This is a genomic window from Micromonospora sp. NPDC048835 (genome assembly GCF_040649995.1).
Taxonomy (GTDB): Bacteria; Actinomycetota; Actinomycetes; order Mycobacteriales; family Micromonosporaceae; genus Micromonospora.
In genome coordinates this window covers 23322-35073 of record NZ_JBEZGM010000042.1, presented here as the reverse complement: position 1 = coordinate 35073, position 11752 = coordinate 23322, and the positions used below count along the sequence as shown (strand labels likewise).

13 protein-coding genes are annotated in these 11752 nt (G+C 71.6%); 7 read left to right on the top strand and 6 right to left on the bottom strand.

Annotated elements, in window-relative coordinates:
- Nucleotides 1–112: 112 nt before the first annotated feature.
- On the bottom strand, nucleotides 113–721 hold the full coding sequence (locus tag AB0C15_RS30285; RefSeq protein WP_357357722.1) for a hypothetical protein: 609 nt from the start codon (nucleotides 719–721) through the stop codon (nucleotides 113–115).
- A 142-nt stretch (nucleotides 722–863) separates the two neighbouring features.
- Here AB0C15_RS30285 and AB0C15_RS30280 point away from each other — a divergent pair, with 142 nt between their 5' ends.
- Together AB0C15_RS30280 and AB0C15_RS30275 are read left to right on the top strand one after the other, a co-directional pair.
- Nucleotides 864–1361, top strand: a complete 498-nt coding sequence (locus tag AB0C15_RS30280) for a SigE family RNA polymerase sigma factor (protein WP_357357720.1) — start codon at nucleotides 864–866, stop codon at nucleotides 1359–1361.
- Nucleotides 1361–2407 (top strand): hypothetical protein, encoded by a 1047-nt coding sequence (locus AB0C15_RS30275; protein WP_357357718.1) that lies wholly within the window; start codon nucleotides 1361–1363, stop codon nucleotides 2405–2407. The genes AB0C15_RS30280 and AB0C15_RS30275 overlap by 1 nt, the downstream gene beginning before the upstream one ends.
- A gap of 8 nt (nucleotides 2408–2415) precedes the next feature.
- Here the strand turns inward: AB0C15_RS30275 and AB0C15_RS30270 are convergent, their stop codons facing one another.
- Nucleotides 2416–2850 carry a VOC family protein gene (locus tag AB0C15_RS30270; protein WP_357357716.1) on the bottom strand — a complete coding sequence of 145 codons (435 nt, stop codon included), beginning with the start codon at nucleotides 2848–2850 and terminating at the stop codon, nucleotides 2416–2418.
- A 30-nt stretch (nucleotides 2851–2880) separates the two neighbouring features.
- Entirely contained in the window at nucleotides 2881–3861 is a 981-nt protein-coding gene (locus AB0C15_RS30265; protein ID WP_357357714.1) for a hypothetical protein, read from the bottom strand.
- Nucleotides 3862–4042: 181 nt separating this feature from the next.
- Here AB0C15_RS30265 and AB0C15_RS30260 point away from each other — a divergent pair, with 181 nt between their 5' ends.
- From AB0C15_RS30260 to AB0C15_RS30240, 5 genes are all read left to right on the top strand, one after another.
- Nucleotides 4043–4438 carry a VOC family protein gene (locus tag AB0C15_RS30260; RefSeq protein ID WP_357357712.1) on the top strand — a complete coding sequence of 132 codons (396 nt, stop codon included), beginning with the start codon at nucleotides 4043–4045 and terminating at the stop codon, nucleotides 4436–4438.
- 119 nt (nucleotides 4439–4557) lie between these two features.
- Nucleotides 4558–5736, top strand: a complete 1179-nt coding sequence (locus AB0C15_RS30255) for an ATP-binding protein (RefSeq protein ID WP_357357730.1) — start codon at nucleotides 4558–4560, stop codon at nucleotides 5734–5736.
- 46 nt (nucleotides 5737–5782) lie between these two features.
- On the top strand, nucleotides 5783–6934 hold the full coding sequence (locus tag AB0C15_RS30250) for a hypothetical protein (RefSeq protein WP_357357728.1): 1152 nt from the start codon (nucleotides 5783–5785) through the stop codon (nucleotides 6932–6934).
- Complete coding sequence (locus AB0C15_RS30245) at nucleotides 6907–7620, top strand: response regulator transcription factor (protein WP_357357710.1); 714 nt, start codon at nucleotides 6907–6909, stop codon at nucleotides 7618–7620. The genes AB0C15_RS30250 and AB0C15_RS30245 overlap by 28 nt, the downstream gene beginning before the upstream one ends.
- A 72-nt stretch (nucleotides 7621–7692) precedes the next feature.
- Entirely contained in the window at nucleotides 7693–8415 is a 723-nt protein-coding gene (locus tag AB0C15_RS30240) for a hypothetical protein (protein ID WP_357357726.1), read from the top strand.
- A gap of 7 nt (nucleotides 8416–8422) precedes the next feature.
- On the opposite strand, the gene AB0C15_RS30235 is transcribed toward AB0C15_RS30240, so the two are convergent.
- The 3 genes from AB0C15_RS30235 to AB0C15_RS30225 all read right to left on the bottom strand — a co-directional run bounded on the left by AB0C15_RS30235 (nucleotide 8423) and on the right by AB0C15_RS30225 (nucleotide 11702).
- Nucleotides 8423–9175, bottom strand: a complete 753-nt coding sequence (locus tag AB0C15_RS30235) for a lysophospholipid acyltransferase family protein (RefSeq protein ID WP_357357708.1) — start codon at nucleotides 9173–9175, stop codon at nucleotides 8423–8425.
- A 95-nt stretch (nucleotides 9176–9270) separates the two neighbouring features.
- On the bottom strand, nucleotides 9271–11331 hold the full coding sequence (locus AB0C15_RS30230) for a glycogen debranching N-terminal domain-containing protein (RefSeq protein ID WP_357357706.1): 2061 nt from the start codon (nucleotides 11329–11331) through the stop codon (nucleotides 9271–9273).
- Nucleotides 11331–11702: an SCP2 sterol-binding domain-containing protein gene (locus tag AB0C15_RS30225; protein ID WP_357357703.1), complete on the bottom strand. Its 372-nt coding sequence runs from the start codon at nucleotides 11700–11702 to the stop codon at nucleotides 11331–11333. Before AB0C15_RS30225 ends, AB0C15_RS30230 begins: the two co-directional genes overlap by 1 nt.
- Nucleotides 11703–11752: the final 50 nt, after the last annotated feature.

The window sequence follows — 11752 nt, the reverse complement described above, 5'->3', positions numbered from 1 at the left end:
GTTCTGCTTGGTCGCTGAACCAGATACCGGAGACCTCGCTACATCTCGAACACCGACACGCGAAGATCCTCACCCAACAGCTCAAGCCCTGGCACAGACTTCGACACAGGCCCTAGTGGTTACGCCAGCCCAGCACGTCGAGCAGGGCCGCCACCACGGCCGCCCGGTTCGCAGCGCCGATCGCTTCCAGCGCCCTGTCCAGGACCTCTCCGGCGTCGGCGGGTAGGTCCTGCGGGTCCAGCATGGGCAGTAACAGGACGAGGCGCTGCCCCCACGTCAGCCGATCATCCGGCAGGTCCGCCACGACGAGCAGTTCCGCCCAGGTCATCGTGGAAGAGCCAGCGTCCTCATCCAGGGTGAAGATCCGAATCGGCTGACCCGGTCGCGCCTGCACGAAGTCGAGCGCTTCGTCGTCCTCGACGTTGCGGTACACGATCCGCAGCCAGGCGTCCCGGTCGAGCCGCACGGACACGACTGGCCAGTGCTCCGGGTCGTTGAGGAGAGCACTCATCTCCTGGTAGTCGGCCGCCGTGACGTCGAAAGCAGCGCCCGACTCCCGGTCCGCGCCGAGTGGCCCGGCCAGGTAGTGCGACCAGAAGGCCGGGTGGCCCACCACCGCGTCGGCGTCGTACACGGTCGCCTCGCCCTCGACGTCGTCATCGAGTGCGGCTGCGGTGGTGTAACCGGGGATGGTGAACGCCGGTCCGATCGTCAGCGACATGGCCGGCATTCAACACGACCTCTCTCGTCCAGAACAGCGCACCCGGCCCCGGCAGCACCGCACCGGTTAACGACCGACCCGGACGCTAATAAAGTGCCCGAGGGCTGTCTACGGGTTGGCCGGCCCACGGCGTTAATAGGGCGTGACGTTCGAGGAGTACGCGTTCGCCCGCACGTCGGCGCTGGTGCGGCTCGCCCGGCTGCTGACCGGCGACGAGCACCGGGCCGAGGACCTGGTTCAGGATGTCCTGGCCCAGGCGTACGCGAGGTGGGGGCGCATCGCGCGGACGGATCGTCCGGACGCCTATGTCCGCCGCATGCTCGTCAACGCCCACAATTCCTGGTGGCGTCGACGCAGCAGCCGGGAGATCGCGGTCGCGGTCGTACTCGACGAAGCGGGCACCATGGACGAGGCCGACGGGGTCGCCGAGCGCGACGCGCTGTGGCGGCTGGTGTGTGCTCTGCCGGCGCGCCAGCGCACCGTGATCGTCCTGCGCTACTACGAGGATCTGGACGACACGTCGATCGCCGAGATCCTCGCCTGCTCGGCCGGGACGGTTCGTACGCACGCGAGCCGCGCCCTGGCGGCGCTGCGTCAACGACAGCTTGCCGAAACTCTCGCACGGGCAGGAGAGTCCTGATGTTCAGCGACCTCGATCAGCAGCTCGCCACCACGCTCAGGCATCGTGCGGGCGGCGACATCGACCCGACGCAGATCGTGGAACAGGCCCGGCATCGCGGCCGGCGGTTGCGACGGCGGCGGCGAGGGTTCGTCGCCGGCGGCGTGGCGGCGGTATGTGTCGCCCTCACTTCGGTGGTGCTGGCGATCCCGGGTGGCCGGACCTCCGATGACCTGAGAATGCCGGCGGCGGCGCTCATGCTGCCGGAAGCGCCGACGCAGGCCGGTGCCATCGCCCGCCCCGAGGTGGTCGGCGCCGATCCCGCGGTGGTGCACTTCTCGGCCGATTCCCTGTTGCGCGATGCTGATTCCGTGACGTGGCGTGCCGGGCGGGGCACCGAGAGCATCGAGTTTCGGGGCCCGAGCGGTCAGGCCCGCTTCGTGTTGACCCGCGAGCACGCGACGCTGGACGCGCTCCAGCAGACGCTGTCCTCGGAGGGACGGCCCCAGGGCGGAACCCACGTGCGGGTCGGTGACCGCCCGGCGGTCGCCTGGTTCGACCCGTCCGGCGATCGGAAGCTGTGGTTCGTCCGTTGGGAACCCGCCGACGGGCTCTGGGCCCAGTGGGAGTCGTACGCCGAAACCGTGGAGCAGGCGACGGCCACGGCCAGCAGGGTCGAGCTCGACCGCGCCCACCGCTGTGTGGTGCCGTTCCGCCTGGAGTCGCTGTTACCCGATGGACGGGTGCTGGAGTGCTCGGTCACGCTCGGCCGGTCGGCGCGCGACCCGTTCGTCGAGGGCGCGCTGGTGGTAGGTGACACGACCGGCCGTTGGCTGACCGTCCGGGCGCAACCAGCCCCGGGCGGCCGGGCCCCGTCCGGGGATCTTGTCGCCGGCCCCTACCGGGCTCGCCGGCAGGGCAGCGACGTGCTGGAGATGACGGTCAAGCCGTTCGCCGTCGAGGCGTTCCGGAAGGGTTGGGGCAACGGCTACACCGAGGCGGAGGGGTTGGCGATCCTCGGCGGCTACCGGCCGGCCCGTGACCCGGACCGCCCGGAGAGCTGGTGACACCGTGCTCAGGCGGAGGCCGCCGCCACGCAGAACTCGTTGCCCTCCGGGTCGGCCATCACCACGTGTTGCCTGTCGACCTCCTCCAGGACCCGGCCGCCGGCCTGCACCAGCCGCTCGGCCTCGGCGGTGATCCGCGCCCACCGCTCGTCGAGGCTGCCGTGACCGGGCACCCGGATGTCGATGTGCAGCCGGTTCTTCGCCATCTTGGGCTCGGGCACGGTGAGGATGGAGAGGAAGGGGCCGACACCGTCGGGGTCGCACAGCCACGCGCCGTGCTCGGGAAGGTCGTCCTCCGGCAGGTCGAACTGCGCGTGCCACTCCTCCCGGGTGGCGAAGGGCGGCGGCGGTGGCTCGTCGACGTAGCCCAGGGCCGTCTTCCAGAAGGCGGCGAGCACCTGCGCGTCGGCGGAGTCCATGGTCAGGGAGATCCGAGCTGCCATGACCGCACGGTAGCGCCTACCTCGGACTGTCTAGATGGGCCCGAGGAGAGCGGCGAGCGCGTCGTCGCCCTGACCGAGCTGCACGGCGTCGGTCGTCGGCGCGATCAGGAAGCGCCGGCAGCCGTCTAGCTCCACGTACCGCTCGGGGCCCGCTCCGTCGAGCGGTCGCAGCACCGCGAAGCGGGACGCCGGGGTGGCGCAGTCGACCACCGCTCGACGGTTGGACATCGCCCGGAGCACGCCCGCTTGGCGTTCGGGTGGCAGCGGCCCGCCGTACACGAAATCACCTGGCGGTTTCTCGCCGTCCTGAAGTGACGCGGGCACCTCGTAGACGCAGAGCCGCAACGGCCCGGCGGCCGGCGGGGCGGCCGGCCCGACCGGCGCGACGCGGCCGTTCCTGGTCTCCACCGCCACCATGTCGGTCCACTGCTGCGAGCATCCGGCGGCCTCGGCCGCCGCCGATTCGACCTGCCGGATGGTACGGGTGTCCACGGTGGTCCACTGCGGCCCGGCCAACGCGGCGATCACCTCGGCCCGCGGCTTGTCGCAGGAGTCCGTCGGAATGTGCGGCCGCAGCCAGCGCTCCCGGTCGTCGAGCAGGGCCAGCCACGGCGGGATGACCAGGTCGAGAGTGCAGGCGACCTTCCCGTCGGCCTCCTCGTCGGGCAGGCGCAGCGCGGTGAGCAGCGCTGCGATCTCGTTCGCGCGCCGCTCGGTGGCGACCTGCTCCTGGCCGCCGTTGGGGCCGGGTCGAATCTCCCGCCCGCAGACCACGGCCGCGACCGGGGTGAACGCGGGGTCGATGCGACCGGTCGTCGGCTCGTCGACGGCCGGCGACGACGGCACCATCTCACCGGCGCCCGGCGCCTCCCTGGTGCAGGAGGTCCACCCGTCGACGATCTGGGCCGGAGCGGGCTCCGCCGCGCCGTCCGGCCCGATTTCCGTGCCACCGCAGCCACCCAGCGCCATGCCGAGCAGCGCCACCGCAAGTACCGTCCGGGACGAGCGCATCCGGCTCACCACCCTTCCACCCGAGGATGAGACGGACGACTGACGTACCCGGTTCCCGGCGTCCCGGCCCGGCGCTTGATCGACTCGGCTTTCATGATGTCGGGGCCTTGGCTGGCCGCGGAGGGCCCGACTTCCGTGCACCCGAGTGGATCACGCGCGGGTGCGCCGGCAGAATGGCCGAATGGCACATCTGGGACTTGTCACGCTGCTGGTCAGGGAGTACGACGAGGCGATCGACTTCTACGTCGGCGACCTCGGTTTCGAGTTGATGGAGGACACCGCCCGACCGGACGGCTCACGCTGGGTGGTGGTCCGCCCGGCGGGGGCTCGGGAGACGGCCCTGGTGCTGGCCCGGCCGAGCAGTGACGAGCAGCGGGCTCGGGTCGGTGACCAGACCGGCGGTCGGGTCGGGCTGTTCCTGCACACCGAGGATTTCGCCCGGGACCACTCCCGGATGGCGGCGGCCGGGGTGCGTTTCCTGGAGGAGCCACGGCACGAGGTGTACGGCTCGGTGGCGGTGTTCGTCGATCTCTACGGCAACCGCTGGGACCTGATCCAACCGCGCAGCACAGAGTGACACATTAGCGACACTCCGCACACATGGGGCCACCCCCATACCGTTGTCCATGCTATTGTCCGATGTCGATCTACGCCGTGTGGACCCGGACCGGGTCGTTGTCGGAAGGACACTTCCCGATGCCGGCCGTTGCCACTCCCGCCGTGCCACCGCCCACGTTGGACAACCCGGCCGGCGGCGCCCTGGGCCTCATCTTCACCACGTTGCCGGCGTTGCTGCGGCTGAGTTGCGGGCTGTTCGGCGCGGCGGTGGCCGTGTCGGTGCAGACCCCGCCGGTCGAGCAGGGGGTGCTGCTGCCCGCTGTGGGCGTACTGACCGGCTGGTCCCTCTGGTATGCGCACCGCGCGTTGCGCCACGGCATCGGCCCCACCCTCGTCGCCGGTGACGTGGCGGTCACCGCGCTGACCTGCCTCCTCATCCCGGTGCTGGTGGCACCCGAGGTGCTGCCCGGCGAGGGCAGTTGGATCGCCGTGCTGGCCAGCACCACGGTGATCAACACGCAGGCCACCGCGTCCGCGCGCTGGTCGATCCCGACCGGGTTGCTCGTGATCGCCACCTACGTGACCGGGGCGCAGGCCGCGGGCAACCCCACCGAGGCGCGGGCGCACGCCGCCACGCTGCTGGCGCAGACCGCCTGCACGGCGATGATGGCGGCCGTCATGCGCCGGCGCATCGGCCGGGCTGACCGCGCCTTCGTCGAGCACCAGCGGATGACCCGGGAGGCGTTGGTCGCGCGTGCCGCCCGCGAGGCCGAACGCCAACAGAACCGCGACCTGCACGACACCGTGCTCGGGACATTGACAATGGTGGGGCTGGGCGCGGTGTCCGGACCATCGGCGGCCTTCCGGGACCGGTGCGCGGCCGACCTGCGTACCCTCGTCTCGCTCAGCGACGGCGGCCCGGTGGCCGGCGACGGCCCGGTGCCACTCGACGGACGGTTGCGGCTGGTGGTCGACCGGCTCCCCGAGCTTGCGGTCCGGCTGGACCTGGCGTCCTGCGCCGTCCCTGTCGGCGTGGCCGACGCGATAGGTGAGAGTGCCTACGCCGCGCTGTCAAACGTGGTCCGCCACGCGCCGGGCGCCGGGGCCACGCTGCGGTTGACCCGCGACGCGATCGGCGTCGTGGTCGAGGTCGCCGACGACGGCCCCGGCTTCGACCTGGCCACCGTCCCACCTCATCGGTACGGGTTGCGCGAGTCGATCCACGGGCGGATGGCGACTGTCGGCGGGCGGGCAGACGTGTGCTCGGCGGTCGGCGCGGGCACCCGGATCAGACTGGAGTGGCCCGGTGTCGGCTGACCTGAACACCCCGGCGCACCCCACCGACGCTCCGGCGGCACCGCACCTGGCGACCGTTCCGACGCCCCGGGAGCCGGTTGCCCCCGAGGCGCTCGCCGCACCGGCCGCCGTCGCGCACGCGTCCGACCGGGGTGCCCGGATCGCCGCCGTCGCCATCGCGTTGGCCTGGCACGTCGCGATCGCGCTGCCTGCGGTGCTTGCCGCCCGCGCGGAGTTCGCCGCGCCTGCGGTGGTGCTCGGCGCCTGGGTGCTCGTCGCCGGGGCCGGCGCGGTGGCCGGGGTACGGCTGCTGCAGGGCTCTCCCCTGCCGCCGTGGCCGCTGGCCGGGCTGCTGCTGGTCGTCGACGCGGCAGTCTTCGCCGCGGCCGGTGAGCGGCAGTTGTTCACCGCCGCCAACTGGGTGTGGGGCACCCTCGGCTGGTTCTTCGTGCTGGCCGTGTGGGGGCGGCGAGTGGTGGGGTTGATCGCCCTGCTCGGCACGCACGCGTTGATCGCGCTTGTCGCCGTGCTCGGGCACGGCCCCGACCCGGCCGACGTGGCCCGCTACGTGATGTACGTCTACGGCACGTTCTCGCTTCCGGTCGCGGTCTTCGTGGGCAGCACCGTCATCGTCGGCCTGGCCCGGGAACGGGCTGCCGTGTCAGTCGCCGGTCACGCGATGGCCGCCGAGCGGGACGCCGCCGAGCGTGGCCGTCAGGACCGCCGGGACCGGCTCGCCCTGGTCAGCTCGGCGGCCGGACGCGTCCTCGGTGACCTGGCCGCCGGCCAGGCCGACCCGGACGACCCGGAGGTGCAACGCCGGTGCATGCTTGCCGCCGCCCGGCTCCGCCGGCTGATCGCCGAGTCCGACGACGTGCCCGACCCGCTGCTGCACGAGTTGCGCGCCGCCGCCGACCTGGCGGAACGCAACGGTCTACCGATCGACCTGGTGACCATCGGCACCCCGCCGCCGCTGCCGGTGGAGGTCCGCCGCCGGCTGGCCGACCCGCTCACCGGCACCCTCGCCGACGCCCGGGGATGGGCACGGCTGACAGTGGTCTCCGGCCCGGACGAGGTGGTGGTCAGCCTCGTCACACCGGACCGGGAGGGGCCGGAGGCGACCGGCCCGCCACCCGGGGAACACGACGACGGGCCGGTGCAGTACCTCTACGAACGGGACGGGAACATCAGATGGGCGCAGACCCAGTGGCGGCGGTGACCAGCGATCGGGCCATCGGGGTGGCGATCGTCGACGACCACCCGGTGGTGGTCGAGGGGGTCCGCGCCTGGCTCGCCACCGAGCCCCGCCTCACGGTGCTCGCCACCGGCGACGACCCGGACGAGGTCCTGCGGGCGGCGCCGGGCGCCGACGTCGTCCTGCTGGACCTGCGGTTGCACGGGCGGATGGCGTTGGACAAGTTGGCCGAGCTGAGCGCCACCGGGCGGCGGGTGGTGGTCTATTCGGAGCACACCGACCCGCCGACGATGCTTGCCGCGCTGGACGCCGGTGCGGTGGCGTTCCTGGCCAAGCACGAGGGCCGGGAACACTGCGTCGCCACCGTGCTGGCCGCCGCGAGCGACCGCCCGTACGTGCCGCCGGCGCTGGCCGGTGCGATGGTCGGCGATCCACGACCGGACCGGCCGATGCTGTCCGACAAGGAGCGCGAGGCCCTGCTGCTCTGGTTCCAGTCGATGTCCAAGGCGTCGGTGGCCCGGCGGATGCAGATCAGCGAGCACACCGTGAAGCAGTACGTCGACCGGGCGCGGATCAAGTACACCCGGGCGGGGCGGCCGGCCGCCACGAAGGCGGCACTACTCGCCCGCGCGATCGAGGACGGTCTCGTCCGGCCGGAGGAGATCGGCATCTACCGGTCACAGGCGGCACACGACCGGCCGACCCCCTAACGGGCGTCATGACAGGGGCACTCCGGTCCGTCAGGCTTCAGTACACAGCCAGCTGACCGAGAGGTCGTGACGATGCACTCCGACGCGTCCCCCTTCTTCATCGGTCCCCACCGGTTCGACGCCCCGGACGACGACGTGGGGCCGACCCTGGACCGCCGCCACAACCTGCGACCGAGGTCCGGTGAACGGCTGCTCGGGCGGCACCGCCTGCTGGTCGCGGGCTACCTGCTCGGGCCGAGCGAGGTGCGCTGCAGTTGGCAGCTGCCCGAGCCGGTCGCGGTGACCGTCACCGACCAGCGGATCTGCTGGGTGGGCCGGGGCTCGCAGCTGTCGCTCGTCGCCGACGGCGGGCACCGGGCCCGGCCGCCCGCCCGCCTGCACGGTCTGATGAGTGGTCAGATCCGCTGGCAGTGGCCGTCCCGGTTGGAGCTGCCGGCGACCGGGCAGGCCACAATGGCGCAGCTGCTGATCGTCTGCGACGCGCTGCGCACCATCCAGCAGCCGGCGTTGGCCTTCAGCGGGGCCTCCGCCGAGGTCGTGGCACTGGCCCGGCAGGTCCGCCGGGCGGTGGCCATGTTCCGGCTCAGCCGTCCGCAACTGGTCGATCTCTCGGGGCAGGAGCGTGACGTGCTGCTGCTGCGGGCCGGCCCGGGTCTGCTCGCCGGCGACACCCGGATCACGCTGCCCGGCTCGTTGCCTGTGGAGTTCCACTCCCGGGACGACTACTACCGCTCGATACCGGAACCGCCCTCATGGGGCGGGCTCGCCGGCGGCGCGGCATCCGGGGACCGGTGAAGCGGCGTCAGGCGCTGGGGGCGCGCTGCTCGGCGGCCGTGTCCAGGGCGGCGGCCTCCTCCGGCGTGGGGGCGCTGCCGCCCAGGTGCGCGGGCTGCCACCAGGTGTCGTCCGGGCCGGCCGGAGTGTCCGGATAATCCCGCTGCGCCCGGTCGACGAGGGCGCTGAGTCGGGTGGTCAGCTCGGCCGCCAGCACGTTCGGGTCCGGAAAGTCCGCCGGGTTGATCGGCTCACCGATCAGGATGGTGATCGGCGTGTGCCGGCGGGTCAGCGTGCGCGGACGACCCTTGGTCCAGAGACGCTGGGTGCCCCACAGCGCGACCGGCAGCACCGGCACCTTGGCCGAACGAGCCATCCGGACGGTGCCGCTCTTGAGCTCCTTGACGGTGAACGACCGGCTGATCGTCGCCTCGGGGAAGACGCCGACGACCTCGCCCTGCTTGAGCGCGCCGACGGCGGCGCGGAACGAGGCAGCGCCGGCCTGCCGGTCCACCGGGATGTGTCGCATACCGCGCATCAGCGGGCCGGAGATCCTGTGCGTGAAGACCGAGTCCTTGGCCATGAAGCGGACCAGCCGGCCCGACGCGTTCGCGCCCAGACCGGCGAAGACGAAGTCGAGGTAGCTGACGTGGTTGCTGGCCAGCACCGCCCCGCCCGTGCGGGGTACGTGGTGGGCGCCCTCGATGGTGATCTTCAGGTCGAGGACCCGGAACAGCGTCTTGGCGGTGGCGATAACGGGCGGGTACACGAGCTCCGGCATTGGCAGAATCTACCCTGACCGGCTGGGGTTCGGCTCAGCGGCGAACCGGCGGCGTCGCGGGCGGCGCGCCACCGCCGGTTCGGTGGTCGAATCGGTCATTCGTCGAGGTTGTCCAGGTCCAGTCGACCCCGGGCGAACGCGTCCACCCGACCCCAGCGGCCCGGGATGTCCAGCACCTCGATGCGACCCATCCCCACCGGCAGCCGTGGCTCGACCGCCAGGTGCCCCTCGTGCGGCTCCAGACCGAGCATGGTGCGCAACAGCAGCAGCGGCGTGCCGGTCGACCACGCCTGCGGACTGCAGGCCGTGGGGTACTCCACCGGGAACTTGGTCAACTCCCGCGGGTAGCCGCCGAACGCCTCCGGCAACCGCCCGTCGAAGTACGTGGCCGCGTCCAGGATGCCGTTGGCGATCGTCGCGGCCTCCTCGGCGAAACCGTAGCGGCGCAGACCCCAGGCGATGAACGAGTTGTCGAACGGCCAGATCGTGCCGTTGTGGTAACCGATGGGGTTGTACCGGACCTCCCCCTCGGCGAGCGTGCGTACCCCCCAGCCGGAGAAGAGCCGAGGCCCGACCAGGTGCGCGGCGAGCTTCTCCGCCCGATCCGGCTCCACGATGCCGCTCCACAGCAGGTGGCCGATGTTGGAGCTGAGGATGTCGCACTGTCGGCCGTCCGGGTCCAGGGCCAGGGCGAAGAACTCCCCGTCGGCCACCCACCAGTCCCGGTTGAACCGCTCCTTCAGCTCCGCAGCCTCCCGCTCCAACTGGTCGGCGAACTCCGGGTCACCCCAGAACTCGCGGGCCAACCGGGCCGCGCGGACCTTCGCGTCGTACGCGTACCCCTGCACCTCGCAGGTGGCCCGCGGAAACGGCGGCAACGTGCCGTCGGAGTACGAGATCGAGTCCCAGGAGTCCTTCCAGCACTGGTTCTCCAGGCCGGTGTCGGTGTTGCGTCGCTCGTACCAGATGTAGCCGTTCCCGACCAGGTCGGCGTAGTTGTCGATCCACCGCAGCGCCGCCCGGGACTCCTGCTCCAGCTCCTTGACCAGCGCGACGTCCCCGCTCCACCGCTCGTACTCGTCGAGCAGCACGATGAACAGCGGCGTCGCGTCCACCGAGCCGTAGTAGGGCGAGTGTGGCTGCTCCTCGAAGGCCGCGGTCTCGCCGTAGCGCATCTCGTGCAGGATGCGCCCCGGGTCCTCGTCCCGGAAGTCGTCGAACCGGCTGCCCTGTAGGGACGCCAGGATGCGCAGCGTCGTCTTCGACAACTGCGGGGTGAACGGCAGTGTCTGCAGGCAGGTCAGGATGCTGTCCCGGCCGAACATGGTCATGAACCAGGGCAGACCGGCGGCCGGTAGGGTGGCGCCGCCGAGTGACAGCGGCGAGAAGCGCAGTGCCGCCAGGTCGATGAGGCTGCGCCGGTACGTGCTGGCCACCCGGCCGTGCTGACTGTTGACCTTTGGCGCGTTGGCGATCCACTGCTCCAGGTCGTGCTGGAGCGCGAGCCGCTCGCTGCCGTGCACGCGCAGCCCGAACCGCAGGTCCCGGCCGCCGGGCCCGACCGCGTGGGTCTCGACGTCGATCGCGGCTTCCCACTGCTCGTTGGGCTCCAGGTGGACGGTGTACGCGAAGCCCCTGCTGTCGTACCGGGGCGACATCGACGAGGAGATGGTGGTCTCCCGGCGGAAGTTGCCCCGCCGGTACCCCAGCCGCAGCCGGTCCGACTCCACCTCGGTGTAGATCTCGCCCTTCTTGTTGAGGATCTCGTCCTTGACCTGGAACAGGTCGGCGAAGTCCGACGCCGCGTCCATCCGTACTTCCAGGTCGACAGGCTTCTCGTCGTGGTTGAGGATGGTCAGTTGCTCACGGAAGCTGCCGCCCACCGCGCGCTCCCGGATGATCGACAGCTTCGCGTCGATGTAGTGCGTGGCCATCCCTGGGACCAGGAAGAACCGCGACTCGAAGTACTGCAGGTCGTCGAAGGAGAGCGAGTTGAGCCGCTCACCGTTGACGGTCAGCACCCAGGTCGACAGGAACCGGGTGTCGAGGGAGAAGAGCCCGGTGGGCTCGCTCGGCGTCGCCTCGATGTCGCCGGTGTCCTCGCAGACGACGAACGTGTTGCCGTCCAGGATCCGGATCGTGTTGCTCTGCCCCATCAGTGCACCTCCCCGGCGAAACGCCGACGCGGCCCACGGGCGTCCGGAGAACCCGGGAAGATCCGCTCCACCTGCACGACGAGACGGGCGTCGCCCGTCACCGTCATGTCCCCCCGCAGCAGCGCGGCCAGGCCGTGTTCACGCCCCGAGGCGATGTCGTCGAACAGGACCGGGCTGGCGCCGATCACCGTGTCGGCCTCCCGGTCCTCCTGACTGACGTTCAGCCGGCCGTGGTCGATCCTCAGCAGCCAGTGCCGGGTATGCGCACCCTCGTGCAGGTCGATCCGCAGCGTCCCGGAGGTCTTGGCCAACAGCGGTTCGTACCCCCGCCGGTCCAGGTCCTCGAAGAACCTCGTGGTCGCGTCCACCATCGGGTCCACTCCTCCCAGTTGCCGGGCCCGGGATCCCACCCACCGCGCTC